The following is a 13,819-nucleotide window of genomic DNA, read 5'->3' as shown; positions in this document are numbered from 1 at the left end:
TATGGATAAACTATTGAAGGTAGCCTTGGTACAAACCGCACTGGTATGGGAAGACCCCCGTGCGAATCGATTGGAACTGGAAAAGAAATTAGGGGGGCTTGCTTCAGATGTTGACCTGATTGTGCTTCCTGAGATGTTTACCACCGGTTTTACCATGAATCCGCAGCACATAGGAAAAGAAGAAGGGCCCAAGACCCTTGATTGGATGAAAACGATGGCGCGACAAAAAAACGCCGCCATCACCGGTAGTTTGGTGTACTTCGATAATGCAGTCTATACCAACCGACTCTTCTTTGTAGAACCTGATGGTACAACTTCGGTCTATGATAAACGGCACACCTTTACCCTTGCGGGGGAAGATAAGGTGTACCATGCGGGCAATGAACGTTTATTGGTGCGTTATAAAGGATTTAGAATATGCCCGTTGATCTGTTATGATCTCCGTTTTCCCGTATGGGCCAGAAATACCGAAGACTATGATGTATTGCTCTATGTTGCCAATTGGCCGGAGCCTCGAATCAATGCGTGGGATGCTTTGTTAAAAGCACGGTCTATAGAAAATATGGCCTATTGCATTGGTGTAAATAGAATCGGGGCTGATGATTCGGGACATCAATACCCAGGGCATTCTGTGGTTCTTGACGGTTTGGGACAAGAGATGGTGTTTAGCACAACTGAAGAAGTCGTGACCGTTACCTTGTCGAAAAAACATATTAAGGAAGTTCGCGACAAACTAAAGTTCTTGAACGATAGGGATTCTTTTATTCTGGAAGAATAAAGGTTTGTTCCATTTCCCAATTGGCCCTTACCTCAATAATGTCGGGGTAGTAACTAATTTTTTCGGGTTGTCGTTTTTTAAGAAAATTACCGGTATCCCATTTCCCGTTACCGTTGGCATCAAAAATGACCCGAATTAGGTATTTAGCGGGTTCAAGGTGGTTGAATTCAAAAACTTTTGGCTCGGTGGCTATAATTTCCCTTTTTAAGACGCCTTTTTCGTCGGTCAACTGAACGATTAAAGGGTAGTCTCCTCCTGTGATATTAAACCTCAAGTTTCCGTAATCGGCATAGCTTCCTGTAGATAGGTAATATGATATGGTGTCATTCGACTGTCCGAATAAATCGCTGATGGCCCCGGGAAGAAGGTCCAATTGGTAGCTTTGGTTCGGTTCAATGGTAAAATCGATATCTATTTTATTCTCTACCGTGTCTAACTCGGTTTTGAAATTGACGGCAAGTGAATCTTGGTCCGTCATGAAAAATAGGGTTGAGTCGATTGTGGTGATAGGGGTATTGGCGGCAATGTAGAAAGGGTCGCTGAAATTGAGTGTGCCGTTCTGATTGGGGCGCAACTGTAAAGAGTCAACACCTACTTTTCGACTCTTTACGGTAAAGGTGTCTATTACTTTTAATTTTTCGTTGGTGGCCGTAAACACGATAGAATCCATTTCATAGGGCGTAAACCAAAAATTAAGGGTGTCTTTGTTTTTTTCCTTTAATATTTTGGTCTTTACGGTATCGGGCAAGACGGTTAAGGGCTTGATCTCGACCCCGGAGGCATCCCCGTAATAACCGAAAATGATACGGTTTTTGGCCACTAAACTCGGTACGGACATACTGTAGTTGGGTACTTCCTTAAACAGGGTCAACACATAGGTAGAATCTGTGGGAAGGGTGATCGTGTCTTGAAGAAAGGCTATTTTGTCTACGTTTTGATCGAAGATGTTATTTTTTGCCTCGTCTTTTAGGGCAAATAGTTTGTACTGTCCTTCCTTTAGGTTTTTCAATCTAAAAATAACGGCACTGTCCAAGGTATTGGTGATGTAGTTGGGCGGTTTTTTAAAGATGGTAGAATCGGTATAGGCCGTATCGATTTTGTAGAGCATCACACTGATGAACTCGTCCGCTTTTTTCTTAAAGGCATCTTTTACCGCACCCGTAAGGGCAAGGGAATCGATATAGTCTCCCGTGGAAAAAACATAGGTTAGAAAACTACTGGGATTGCCTTCGTTGTTGTCTTGAATACTTTGACCGAAATTTAAGGTGTAGGTGGTGTTTTCGTGTAAGGTGTCCTTGAATTTTATCTCAACATATTTACTGGCCCCGCCCTGTGGTGTTATGTCGGGTTGGTATTTTAGCGGAGGCGAGACGATCAATTGTTCCTGAATATCCTTTAACTTGATGAATTCATCAAAATAAAGACGAATACGACTGGCCTTAAAGTTGGTAGTCATACTGTCGGGCTCCGTCTTGGTAAGCGTAGGTGGGGTAATATCTTTCGGGCCACCGCTCGGGCTACCTCTTCGCGCGCACTGCCATAATACCGCAACGATTAAAAATAAAAATAAAAAAGACACAAAACGACGCACCATATTGCTCAACTATGACACAAAGAAACAACTAATTTTTCTTAATTCCATAACTTGTGTACTACGGCCATACTGGCTACGTACAAGGTGGTTCCCGGCGCTTTGGCCAATGCCCGGGCGCACAGTTCCATAGTGGCGCCGGTGGTGATTACGTCGTCTACCAACAGAATATGTTTGTTCTTGATGAATTCAATATCGGTTACCGTGTAAAGCATCTTGTCGCTTTGCCATCTCCCGATTCTACTTTTTTTAGTCTGGGTTTTGGTGTTTGCGGATTTGACCAAAATATGGTCGACATAGGCCGTTTTAAGGTGAAAGGCCAATCGCTTGGCGAAGGAGGCAACCTGGTTATAGCCGCGTTTCTTTAGTTTTTTTCGATGTAGTGGAACAGGTATGACCATGTCGATGGTATCGGTGAGCTCGTGGTTGTCTTTCAAGATTTGCCCGTACCAATCCCCGAGAAATGTGCCTATTTGCTCTTGATTTCTGTACTTTAGGTAGTGAATCAGTTCGCGGACGATGCCCCTGTTTGAGAAAAAAAGCATAGAACTGGCCTTTTTTATGTTAATTCTACCGTAAAATATACGGTCTACGGGGTTTTCATCGTTAAAAGAATAATCGGTAAGCGGCAAATCGTTTCGGCAAATGGTACAGAGGAGTTGCTCTCCTCCGTATAAATGAGCATTACATCCAAAACAGACCCGTGGAGCTAAGATTGAATTGATATCATTTAGTATATTTGTTAACATTTTAAACTTCAATTTCTTAGCCAAACCAAGCTTACCATAAAAGCCCAACACGCCCCAATGGACGTTCAAGATACTAAATTCAACTATAAAATAATACTTACTGCATTGGTTGCCGTTATAATAGGCATTTTGATAGCCTTTTATTACAGCTATGCCCAATCAAGAAGTCAAATTGCCTTTTTGGAGCAAGAAAAGGAACTGCTTGTAAAAGATTTGACCTTAATGAAGACCGACGTAGATCGGCTTTCGGCACTTAACGAGGTCAACGAAATAGAACTGGAAAGCTCTAAATATAGGGTGCAACAATTGTTGGATTCTGTTGGGAGGTTAAACTTTACGGTAGAGAAGCTAAGGGAGTACAAAAGCGAACTTAGGCGCTTAGAGGCCAAGAACGATAGCCTGAAGTTAAAGAACAACTTCTTGAAATATAACAACATGGTGTTGTCCGAGAAGTATCAAGAAACCAAAAAACAGATAGAGTTACTGCGCGGAAAGAGCAGTTCTTTGGCCGAGGCCGAGGCCATGCAGCGCAAAAAAATAACCGAACTGAACAAAGAACTTAAGGCGAAGCGATATTTGGCCTTGAACAATCCCGAAGGAAGCGGTTTTCGCTTGCGTTCGGGCAAACCCATAAAGACCAACAAGGCCTCCTTGATCGAAAAATTACGCGGCTGCGTTACTGTAGCGCCCGATGGCAATGAGCCTAATTCGGAAAAAGTCATCTATTTCCAGTTTTTGGATCCCAATATGCGCGTACTGGAAGATAATGCCAATACCATTTCGGTCAACGGAAACATTTACAGCAAGAGGGTGCAGTTTTTATTCAGTGGCGAAGAGACCAATATTTGCGACTTTATTACGCTTCCTCAAGGCTCTCTGAAGGAAGGGGTCTATAGGCTGAATATTTTTGAAAATCAAAAACTCCTCACTTCATCCGAATTTGAGCTAAAATAAATTTTCTGACATTGGGCTAATATCCTATTTTTGCCGCATGGCAAAACAAGAAGACGATTTTAAGAAAGTAATATCCCATGCAAAGGAGTATGGGTACGTATTTCAATCAAGTGAGATTTACGACGGACTTAGTGCCGTTTACGATTACGCACAAAACGGTGCGGAACTCAAAAAAAATATAAGGGAGTATTGGTGGAAAGCCATGGTTCAGCTCAACGACAATATTGTCGGGATCGATGCGGCCATATTTATGCACCCCACTACTTGGAAGGCTTCAGGACACGTTGATGCTTTCAACGACCCATTGATCGATAACAAAGACTCCAAAAAAAGGTATCGTGCCGATGTATTGGTTGAAGACCATGTGGCAAAAATCGAGGCCAAAATAGAAAAAGAGGTGGCTAAGGCGGCCAAACGCTTTGGCGATAAGTTTGACAAGGAACAGTTTTTGGCTACCAACCAAAGGGTAGTCGATTACCAAGAGCAGGCCACTGCCATTTTGAAAAGATTGGGCAGGTCTCTCGAAAACGAAGACCTTGCCGATGTTAAGAAGTTGATAGAGGAATTGGATATTGCCTGCCCTATGTCAGGTTCAAAGAACTGGACCGAGGTAAAACAGTTTAACCTTATGTTCGGTACAAAATTAGGGGCAACGGCAGACAGCGCCATGGATCTGTACCTTCGCCCCGAAACCGCACAGGGTATTTTTGTCAACTTTTTGAACGTTCAGAAAACCGGACGGATGAAAATTCCTTTTGGAATCGCACAAACCGGAAAAGCCTTCCGAAACGAAATTGTTGCCCGTCAGTTTATATTCCGCATGCGTGAATTTGAACAAATGGAAATGCAATATTTCATTAAACCGGGTACGCAGCAAGAGTGGTACGAAAAGTGGAAGGAGAATAGAATGAAGTGGCACCTTTCATTAGGTCTTGGTGAAGATAACTATCGTTTTCACGATCACGAAAAATTGGCCCACTACGCCGATGCCGCTGCAGATATAGAATTCCGTTTTCCATTCGGGTTCAAAGAACTGGAGGGAATTCACTCACGAACCGATTTCGACTTGTCTAGCCATGAGAAATTCTCAGGAAAGAAACTTCAGTATTTTGACCCGGAAACAAGGGAAAGCTATGTGCCTTATGTGCTAGAGACTTCCATAGGTCTTGATCGTATGTTCTTGGCGGTCTTTTCAAACTCTTTGGTCGAGGAAGAACTCGAGAACGGATCAACTAGAACCGTACTTAAGCTTCCTGCGGTCTTGGCACCGACCAAAGCGGCTATCTTGCCATTGGTAAAAAAAGATGGTCTTCCCGAAGTGGCCCACGAAATTATTGAAGACCTGAAATGGGATTTTAACGTCACTTACGATGAAAAGGATGCGGTAGGACGTCGTTATAGGAGACAAGATGCCAATGGTACTCCTTTTTGTATTACCGTCGATCACCAGACCTTGGAAGACCGAACGGTTACCATTCGTCATCGTGATTCTATGGAACAAGAACGTGTGTCCATTTCTAGCTTAAAAGAAATTATTCATAAAGCCGTAGATATGAAGACCTGGCTTATGAAAATGCAGAAACTCTAGAGTTTCAGCTTAAGGTTAAGGCCCCCGTACCAATTTCTTCCGTTTCCAGGGTAGAAGTATCGGGGCTCCCTTCCTCCAAAACCGGTAGCGTTTATAAGTACCGATTGGGCATATGCGGTATCGAAGATATTGTTCACGCCCAAGTTTAGGCCTAGGTCCAAACGGTCTGAAAGCTGCCTTCTATAGCCTATTTTCATATGTGCTAGTTGAAAAGGGGCACTGTATAGGGTGTTGGCGTCCGTCAATGAAATTTTATCCACATACTGGTAGGTCGTGTTCCAGAAGAAGCCGTTCTTGAGCTGAATTTGCAAGCCAGAACTAATTCGGTGTTTTGGTACGCCGGTCAAGGGGTTTCCCGAATAATCATTGTCGCCGTCAATGAATTCCATAAAACTAAAATCGCTGAGCGTATAGTTGAAAAATGGGCGTAGACGTATCTGGCGACCTAGTTCTATGGTGTAGTTCAACTCTGTGTCGATACCTTGGTGTCGGGTACTTCCGGCATTTTTTCCAATATATTGGTCTTCGCCAATGCGTTGGTCTACCAATAAGTTTTTTATGTTCATACGGTAGAGGGCTATATTGATGTAGAGTTTCTTTTTTAAGAAATAAGTATCTCCGCCCACTTCATAGTTTGTACCCGTCTCTTGGGCAATATCTGGGTTGATAACTCCATCCGGGGTCAGTGATTTTTCTAAACTGGGGTTCGAGAACCCTTTACTTATATTGGCAAATATATTTAAGCCTGAGGGGAGGCGATAGTTTAGGTTTAGGTTAGGGAGGGCAATGGTATTGAAATCTCGTTTTGCACTTTTGTTTTGGCTTCCTAGGTTGAACTTATCGCGAAAATCGTAATGGGTCTTGTTGATATTCAGGCCGAATTGGGCCTTAAAAGCTTCCGAAAGGGCCAGTGTGAGCGTTCCGAATACGTTGAATTGCCTTCTGAACTCTTTGTTGTCGCTAATGCGGCTTCCTTCTAGGCTTCCCTTACCGTTGTTTTCCTCGTATAAATTTTCAATTGTGGCCCACTGGTATTCATCTTTGTAAAGCTCTCCTCCAAAAGTGTATTCGGCTGGGCGCCGAAGGAGGTCGAATGTTCCATAAAATCGGGTTCTGAAACCATAGCCGTTCGTAATTTCATCTAGAATATTGAACGGTCTGGGTTCGTAGTGGTCGAGATAGGTGTAGAAGATGCTAGTACTGTTTTTGAGATGGGGGCTGAGGTCATGGGTGTACGACAGGCCTGCCAAGGTGTATTTGTTGGCTTCGTAGCCTTGGGCGGCATTCCAAGTGAAATCGGCTTGTTTGGGATTTGTTTCAAAGGCCGTTTGGCCCAATGAACTTGGAATTTCGGCGGAATAATCGATATGGTTCAGTAAGACGGAAATCTTTTGGTTCGGTTTGATTTTATAGGAAGCGTTTAAAAGGATACCGTCTCTTTCGAAGGCATTGTTTTCACGATAGCCATCGTTTTCCATATGTCCATATTGTAACTGAAGGGAAAGTTTGGAATCGGTATGTGAAAATTTGAGGTTGTCTTTTAGAAGTCCGTAAGAGCCCACGGTAAGTTTGTTGTTCAAGAAAGTGATATCGGCGTCGCTTTCTTCGGAAACAAGTATGATGGCACCTCCAAGCCCTGCGCCATAAGCCGTGCCCTTGGGCCCTTTTATAACTTCAATGGCCTCTAGGTTTTCAAGGTCGTAGGCTTCAATGGTAGAGGCTCCTGTGCCATTGGTAATGGGAATATCGTTGTAGTAGAGGTGTAGCTTGTCCGTACCGAATTGTGAGCGGGCGCCAATGCCCCTAATAGTAATCCTATTGGTATTGAGGGCTCCGGAAAGAACAAAGACCCCGGGAATTTGATTGATGGCCGACACCATGTCTACCGGACTGTAATTTTGAAAGGTTTTTGGTCCGATCAAGCTGGAGGCTACTATGCCTGTGGCGTTCTTGACGGTGAGGGTATCGGTCAGTACAATTTCATCAAGTATCGTAACACGGTCTTTTTGAACGTCGTCTTGTGCGTGAATATGAAGAGGTAAAAGGAAGGAAAGGAAAACAAAAAAGAGATGCTTCATAAAGGCTTTTGTTGTGGGAAAAGTAAAAATAGGAAACTTAGCGGCCATCTTTGTCAACAATGTGTATTTTCGTAAAAAGCATACCTGTGAAAATAATTTCTTATAACGTAAATGGCATTCGAGCCGCATTGAACAAAGGTTTTTTAGATTGGCTGCAAGCCGTAGATCCCGATGTAGTCTGTCTACAGGAAATCAAGGCCATGGAAGAACAATTGGACCTTTCGCTTTTTGAGGAGGCGGGCTATAGTAATAACTACTGGTTCAGTGCCCAGAAAAAAGGTTATAGTGGTACTGCGATTTTATCAAAGAAACAGCCTGATGCGGTTCAGAAAGGGACAGGTATCGATTATATGGATTTTGAGGGGCGCAATATCAGGGCCGATTTTGGGGATATATCCATCATGAGCATGTATTTGCCCTCGGGGACCAACTTGGCGCGTTTGGAACATAAACTCATGTATATGGCCGACTTTCGGAAATATACCGATGAACTTAGAAAGACCCACCCGAACCTTATTGTTTTGGGTGATTATAATGTCTGTCATCAGGCCATAGACATTCATGATCCGGTGCGCAATAAGAATGTTTCGGGCTTTTTGCCAGTCGAGCGTGAGTGGATCGGTAATTTTATGGATAGCGGTTTTATCGACAGTTTTCGTCATTTTAATAAGGAACCCGATAATTATACCTGGTGGAGTTACCGCGCCAATGCGAGGAACAACAATAAAGGGTGGAGGTTAGATTACGGAATGGTGGCCGAACCTTTGAAAGATAGGCTAAAGCGCTCCGTGATACTTTCAGAGGCAAAACACAGTGATCATTGCCCCATTTTGGTCGAGGTGGAAACGCCCTGATGGGGGGCTTTTAGGTCTACTAAGGAAGACTGTGTGTATTCGAATTTTCGGAAACATGCGATTCGCTTTGTTTGCTAACCTATGAATTGCTTAAATTTGAGACTTTTTCAATCAATACCCCAAAGAATACATGGAATATACTACTTTGCCCCACACCGATATTGAGGTCAGTAAAATTTGTCTCGGCACTATGACCTGGGGCAACCAGAATACGGAAGCGGAAGGTCATGAGCAGATGGATTTTGCCTTGGATAAAGGGGTCAATTTTTTTGATACGGCCGAATTGTACCCGGTTCCTGCGCACCCAGACCGTCATTCCGATACCGAAAAGATCATCGGTACCTGGTTTAAGAAAAATGGCAATCGCGATAAGGTGATTTTAGGAACCAAAATTGCCGGAAAGGCCGATTTTACGAAATTTATCAGAACCACAGGCTTTACACCTGACTCCATCCGTAGTGCGGTCGATGCCAGTTTAGAGCGTCTTCAGACCGATTATATCGACCTTTATCAACTGCATTGGCCGGAAAGGAATACCAATTACTTTGGAAAAAGAGGGTATACGCACGATGTTTCCGACCATTGGGAAGATAACATTCACCAAGTTCTTGAGACCTTGCGAGATTTGATACGCGAAGGAAAGATCAGGCAGGTCGGGATTTCGAACGAAACGCCATGGGGAACCATGCGTTTTTTAACCGAAAGCAAGGTGCATGCCAGTTTGCCTAGGGCGATTACCATTCAAAACCCCTATAGCCTGTTGAACCGTCAATTCGAAGTGGGACTGTCGGAAATATCCATTCGCGAGAAAGTCGGACTTTTGGCTTATTCCCCTTTGGGTTTTGGTACCTTGTCAGGAAAATATTTGGGAGGTATGCAGCCGGCCACGGCAAGAATTACCTTGTTCCCCAATTATAAGCGGTATAGTAGCGAGCAGGCGGTAAGGGCCACTGAAAAATATCATAAACTGGCCCAAGAACACGGGCTCTCAATGGCACAAATGGCTTTGGCTTTTGTAAATACACGACCGTTCGTTACCAGTACCATCATCGGTGCTACCTCAATAGAGCAGTTAGACCAAAATATAGCAAGTATAGACTTGACCCTAAGTGAAGAGGTGCTCAAGGGCATAGATGAAATACATAACGCCATACCCAATCCGGCACCCTAAACCGTAATTATGTTTTTTTTAAAAGTAGGCCTCGGGCAATTGATCGTAATCGTTGCGGTAATCTTGATTATCTTGGTTACTGCCCGTATACTCCGCGATAAGCGATAGAGGAAGATATAGTTTCGGGATTAGCCGAACAAAGCGCTGACCATGTCTTCGATTTTTGAAACGAGATGGATTTCGATTTTCGTGTTTTTCAGGGTGATTTTGTTATTCTTGGAGACATAAATTGATGTGAAGCCAAGTTTTTCCGCTTCCGAAATCCGTTGGTTGACCCGTTGTACGGGCCGTATCTCGCCTGCAAGTCCTACTTCCGCAGCAAAGCACACCCCTTTTTCAATGGGTATATCCTCGTTGCTCGATAGTATGGCGGCGATGACCGCAAGGTCTATGGCGGGGTCGTCTACAGATATCCCTCCGGTAATATTCAAAAAGACATCTTTCGCCCCCAATTTGAATCCGGCCCTTTTTTCAAGTACAGCCAATAGCATATTGAGCCGTTTGGCGTTATAGCCCGTGGTAGAGCGCTGAGGCGTACCGTAGACGGCCGTACTCACCAAGGCTTGTATTTCTATCATCAGGGGGCGCATACCCTCTACGGTGGAGGCTATGGCCGTTCCGCTTAATCCTTCGTCGTTTTTGGAAATCAATATTTCGGAAGGGTTGTTGACCTGTCTGAGTCCTCCTCCCTGCATTTCGTAGATGCCTAGCTCGGCCGTTGACCCGAAGCGGTTCTTCAGGGCCCTAAGAATGCGGTATACGTAGTTGCGGTCACCTTCAAACTGCAATACGGTGTCGACCATGTGTTCCAGGATCTTTGGTCCCGCAATAGAGCCGTCTTTGGTAATGTGGCCAATTAAAATGACGGGGGTGTTGGTTTCTTTGGCAAACTTGATGAGTTCAGCGGTGCATTCACGTACCTGCGATATGCTTCCTGCGGCCGATTCTATATAATCGGAATGAAGGGTTTGAATGGAATCGATGACGACAATGTCGGGTTCGGTGGCCTCTATTTGCCTGAAAATGTTCTGGGTCTTGGTTTCTGTTAAAATGAAACAGGTTTCGCTATTGGGGTGGATCCTATCCGCCCGCATTTTGATTTGTTTTTGGCTTTCTTCCCCTGAAACATAAAGCGTTCTGTACGGAAGTTTTAGTGCGATCTGCAAAAGCAAAGTACTTTTACCTACGCCGGGTTCGCCTCCCAGTAAAACCAATGCCCCTGGAACGAGCCCCCCTCCAAGAACACGGTTGAATTCTAGGTCAAAAGTGTTTAGGCGAAGCTCCTTGTTCGTGCTTATTTCGTTGACACGTAAGGGTTTAGCTATTTTTGAAACAGTTGTAGTGTTTGCCTTCCAGCTTGTTTTTTCTTCCTTTTGAATGACTTCCTCAACTACGGTATTCCATTCTTTACAAGCGGAACATTGTCCCACCCATTTGGCGTACTGAGTGCCGCAGTTCTGGCAGAAAAAGGCTGTTTTTGTTTTGGCCATACTTAGTTTTTAAGTTGGCCTTAAAGGTAAAACTTTGTTTGATATTTGCGGGGTGTACCTTGTTGTTATTTAGTATCCGAAATCAGCCTTCAAGGCATCGATTTTTTCCAAGGCCATCTCTTTGGTCAAGAAATCTATTTCATCCATGGCAAAGGCCTTTTCAAAGGTTTTGAACGCTTTTTTGGGTTCGCCGATCTGCTCGTAGTATTCACCCTCAAAATAGAAGCCCATCATGGTTTCCGGAAACTCTTTTTTACAAAGATCGGCAAGAGGTTTTAAGGATTCTACGTCTTCCTTTTTTCGGCATGCGGCGTATATGGCCATGATGTCGTTAAGGTCTACTGTTTTTTTGAATCCGAATAAATCTTCTATGCTTTGATACTTGGTCTCTAGATATTGAAATGCAGGATCTTCGGAAGTCAATATTTGCGTTTTATACTCTTTTGGACTAATAGGCTTGAACATGCCGAAAATGTTGTCGAATGCTTTTCCTAGTCCGTAAGTGGCTATAGAAATATGGTCGGCACCTTCGTATTGTAGAAAAGTGTAATGGAGCGATTCTTTGTCAATGGCCTTAATGGCCTTGTCCATTTGAAGAATGCGCGGGGTGTTTTCGTTTTTCTCGGTTTCGACTATTAGCTGATAGAATATCTGTTTGTCAAAAGAGGCCAAGCGAGCGGGCACCCTAGTTTCCATTTCGGGGGCCAAGTCGGGAGATATGTTTATATAGGCGTTGAAGAGGGAACTCTCTTTAAATAACCAGTAGTTGGTGAAATTGGCCGTAATATCATATCCGACGATCATTTTGAACGGGGCTGTGCTATAGGTGAGGTCGAGGAAGGGTATCATTTCCATCCCCAAAAACTCAAAGAAATTCTTGGCTTTTTCAGAAGGGAGTCCGGTGTCGGGTTCATAGGCGCAATCGTCAAGGCGAATGCTCTTCTTGCCTTGTTGTATACCTACAATGATACTGGCGGGCATACCGTGGAATTTATTGTAAAACTTAGCGTTGGCCACTACCTGGTCGAACAGGTATTCGCCATCCAGTACCACGATTAGGGGGTATTTTTTTTCTTTGTCGTAATCTTCTGGAATGTAGTATTTTACATCTCTTCGTTCTTGTAGTTTGAACGATTCGAAAATCTCTTGGGTAACCTGGGCATTCAGGCTAGCGCATAGTAGGAATGCAAAAAAAGTAAGTTTGCGTAACATGGTTTAGTTTTTGGGTACAACGAAACCTTATCGGTTTCTGTTGAATAACGGTAATACCAGAAAAGATATTGCCCCAAAAACTACGATCATGAGAGTTTGTGCGATCCACATAATCCAACCGAAGGCATCGCCCGATACGGCGCTGATGCCAAAAATGGCCAATGCACTGCTCACGGCAATGGGGTAAAGGCCTATACCGCCATTGGTGGCGGTCATTGCGAAGGAGCCCGCTACAAAAGCAACCATAAGTTGGCTCAGTGATAAATGTATGGTTTCGGGCACGGTAAATTTAATTACCCACAGCATACCGACATAACAAGCCCAAATGAAAAGGGTGTGGAATACGAAGGCCCACTTTTTTTTCATTTTAAAGATGCTAAAAACACCTTCCATCAGTCCCTTGATAAAGCCTTTGATCTTCAGGGCGATCCTATGTGATGATTTTTTGATGAAAATAAAAAAGAGAACCAGTCCGAACAGTCCCGCGCCCATTAAAAGCAGCAGTCCTTTTAAGTTAAATCCTTTGTTTTGTAAAAAGCCTAGAATGCTGTCGGTCTGTAAGAGTAAGGTGAGGCCAATAAGCATTAACAGCATGATGACATCTATGACCCGTTCGGTTACAATGGTGCCAAAGCCTTTTTCGAAGGGTACGTCCTCGTAAGTGGTCAAGGCGGTGGCCCGAAGGATTTCCCCGGTTCTGGGGATGCCTAAATTTGCAAAATAGGCCATTAGGATAATAAAAATGTTATTGATGATTTTGGGCTTGTACCCCAAGGGCTCCAGTAGGTAATTCCAACGTACGGCACGGGAAATATGCCCGAGTATGCCGAGTACGATTGAAATGCCGACCCAGAAAAGGTCCGCGTCCTTAATGTAATATAATATCTGCTCCCTGTCTTCTGGTGAAGTCTTGTAGTAAGAGTACCAAACTAAAAAAACTCCCAAGGCTATTGGGAGTACTGTTTTTAGTGTTTTTTTGAGTTTTTGGTTCAAGTCTACTTCAACAAATTAGTCTCTTCATTGGGGAAAACCAACGCGGGGTTGAACGTTTTGGCTTCTTCGATATCCATACGTGCATACGTAATCAGAATAAGTATGTCGCCTACGGCTACCTTTCTGGCCGCGGCCCCGTTCAGTGTAAGTTCTCCACTGTTTCGTGGGCCCGGTATGGCGTAGGTCTCTAGGCGTTCGCCATTGTTGTTGTTGACGATCTGTACTTTTTCGCCACGAATAATATTGGCGGCATCCATCAAATCTTCATCAATAGTTATGCTGCCGATATAGTTCAGGTCGGCCCCGGTAACTTTTACACGGTGTATTTTAGATTTTACAACTTCTATTTGCATGTGACAAA

12 protein-coding genes are annotated in these 13,819 nt (G+C 43.8%); 5 read left to right on the top strand and 7 right to left on the bottom strand.

The genetic code is table 11. The annotated features are described in order from the left end of the window. Position 1 precedes the first annotated feature (1 nt). The gene (locus ZOBGAL_RS06755; RefSeq protein WP_013992789.1) at positions 2-778 is read left to right on the top strand and encodes an amidohydrolase; all 777 of its coding nucleotides are present in this window, start codon (positions 2-4) and stop codon (positions 776-778) included. Here ZOBGAL_RS06755 and ZOBGAL_RS06750 read toward each other — a convergent pair. Both ZOBGAL_RS06750 and ZOBGAL_RS06745 read right to left on the bottom strand, forming a co-directional pair. Next, entirely contained in the window at positions 762-2,357 is a 1,596-nt protein-coding gene (locus ZOBGAL_RS06750) for an Ig-like domain-containing protein (protein ID WP_316932904.1), read from the bottom strand. The genes ZOBGAL_RS06755 and ZOBGAL_RS06750 overlap by 17 nt on opposite strands. A 53-nt stretch (positions 2,358-2,410) precedes the next feature. Continuing rightward, positions 2,411-3,118 (bottom strand): ComF family protein, encoded by a 708-nt coding sequence (locus ZOBGAL_RS06745; RefSeq protein ID WP_013992787.1) that lies wholly within the window; start codon positions 3,116-3,118, stop codon positions 2,411-2,413. Positions 3,119-3,175: 57 nt separating this feature from the next. Here ZOBGAL_RS06745 and ZOBGAL_RS06740 point away from each other — a divergent pair, with 57 nt between their 5' ends. Together ZOBGAL_RS06740 and ZOBGAL_RS06735 are read left to right on the top strand one after the other, a co-directional pair. After that, positions 3,176-4,072: a hypothetical protein gene (locus ZOBGAL_RS06740; RefSeq protein WP_013992786.1), complete on the top strand. Its 897-nt coding sequence runs from the start codon at positions 3,176-3,178 to the stop codon at positions 4,070-4,072. 37 nt (positions 4,073-4,109) lie between these two features. Continuing rightward, positions 4,110-5,660, top strand: a complete 1,551-nt coding sequence (locus ZOBGAL_RS06735) for a glycine--tRNA ligase (protein WP_013992785.1) — start codon at positions 4,110-4,112, stop codon at positions 5,658-5,660. On the opposite strand, the gene ZOBGAL_RS06730 is transcribed toward ZOBGAL_RS06735, so the two are convergent. Further along, positions 5,657-7,738 carry a TonB-dependent receptor family protein gene (locus tag ZOBGAL_RS06730; protein ID WP_013992784.1) on the bottom strand — a complete coding sequence of 694 codons (2,082 nt, stop codon included), beginning with the start codon at positions 7,736-7,738 and terminating at the stop codon, positions 5,657-5,659. The two genes, ZOBGAL_RS06735 and ZOBGAL_RS06730, sit on opposite strands and share 4 nt — an antisense overlap. Before the next feature lie 86 nt (positions 7,739-7,824). Between ZOBGAL_RS06730 and ZOBGAL_RS06725 the strand changes: the two genes are divergently transcribed. Further along, entirely contained in the window at positions 7,825-8,592 is a 768-nt protein-coding gene (locus ZOBGAL_RS06725; RefSeq protein ID WP_013992782.1) for an exodeoxyribonuclease III, read from the top strand. A gap of 130 nt (positions 8,593-8,722) precedes the next feature. Further along, positions 8,723-9,763, top strand: a complete 1,041-nt coding sequence (locus tag ZOBGAL_RS06720; protein WP_013992781.1) for an NADP(H)-dependent aldo-keto reductase — start codon at positions 8,723-8,725, stop codon at positions 9,761-9,763. Between the two features lie 128 nt (positions 9,764-9,891). On the opposite strand, the gene radA is transcribed toward ZOBGAL_RS06720, so the two are convergent. From radA to panD, 4 genes are all read right to left on the bottom strand, one after another. Beyond that, entirely contained in the window at positions 9,892-11,253 is a 1,362-nt protein-coding gene (gene radA, locus ZOBGAL_RS06715; protein WP_013992780.1) for a DNA repair protein RadA, read from the bottom strand. A gap of 69 nt (positions 11,254-11,322) precedes the next feature. Further along, positions 11,323-12,465: an alpha/beta hydrolase gene (locus ZOBGAL_RS06710; RefSeq protein ID WP_013992779.1), complete on the bottom strand. Its 1,143-nt coding sequence runs from the start codon at positions 12,463-12,465 to the stop codon at positions 11,323-11,325. A 27-nt stretch (positions 12,466-12,492) separates the two neighbouring features. Continuing rightward, positions 12,493-13,458, bottom strand: coding sequence for a lysylphosphatidylglycerol synthase transmembrane domain-containing protein (locus tag ZOBGAL_RS06705; protein ID WP_013992778.1), 966 nt, complete (start codon positions 13,456-13,458; stop codon positions 12,493-12,495). A gap of 2 nt (positions 13,459-13,460) precedes the next feature. Continuing rightward, positions 13,461-13,811, bottom strand: a complete 351-nt coding sequence (gene panD, locus ZOBGAL_RS06700; protein ID WP_013992777.1) for an aspartate 1-decarboxylase — start codon at positions 13,809-13,811, stop codon at positions 13,461-13,463. Positions 13,812-13,819: the final 8 nt, after the last annotated feature.

The sequence above is a fragment of the Zobellia galactanivorans genome (assembly GCF_000973105.1).
GTDB classification, from domain to species: domain Bacteria; phylum Bacteroidota; class Bacteroidia; order Flavobacteriales; family Flavobacteriaceae; genus Zobellia; species Zobellia galactanivorans.
This window is presented reverse-complemented; position numbering and strand designations above follow the sequence as displayed.

Excerpts from the sequence above, each read along its gene's own strand:
- ZOBGAL_RS06755 (WP_013992789.1), top strand. The coding sequence starts at position 2 with ATGGATAAACTATTGAAGGTAGCCTTGGTACAAACCGCACTGGTATGG.
- ZOBGAL_RS06740 (WP_013992786.1), top strand. The coding sequence starts at position 3,176 with ATGGACGTTCAAGATACTAAATTCAACTATAAAATAATACTTACTGCA.
- radA (WP_013992780.1), bottom strand. The coding sequence starts at position 11,253 with ATGGCCAAAACAAAAACAGCCTTTTTCTGCCAGAACTGCGGCACTCAG.
- ZOBGAL_RS06745 (WP_013992787.1), bottom strand. The coding sequence starts at position 3,118 with ATGTTAACAAATATACTAAATGATATCAATTCAATCTTAGCTCCACGG.
- ZOBGAL_RS06710 (WP_013992779.1), bottom strand. The coding sequence starts at position 12,465 with ATGTTACGCAAACTTACTTTTTTTGCATTCCTACTATGCGCTAGCCTG.
- ZOBGAL_RS06730 (WP_013992784.1), bottom strand. The coding sequence starts at position 7,738 with ATGAAGCATCTCTTTTTTGTTTTCCTTTCCTTCCTTTTACCTCTTCAT.
- ZOBGAL_RS06720 (WP_013992781.1), top strand. The coding sequence starts at position 8,723 with ATGGAATATACTACTTTGCCCCACACCGATATTGAGGTCAGTAAAATT.
- panD (WP_013992777.1), bottom strand. The coding sequence starts at position 13,811 with ATGCAAATAGAAGTTGTAAAATCTAAAATACACCGTGTAAAAGTTACC.
- ZOBGAL_RS06735 (WP_013992785.1), top strand. The coding sequence starts at position 4,110 with ATGGCAAAACAAGAAGACGATTTTAAGAAAGTAATATCCCATGCAAAG.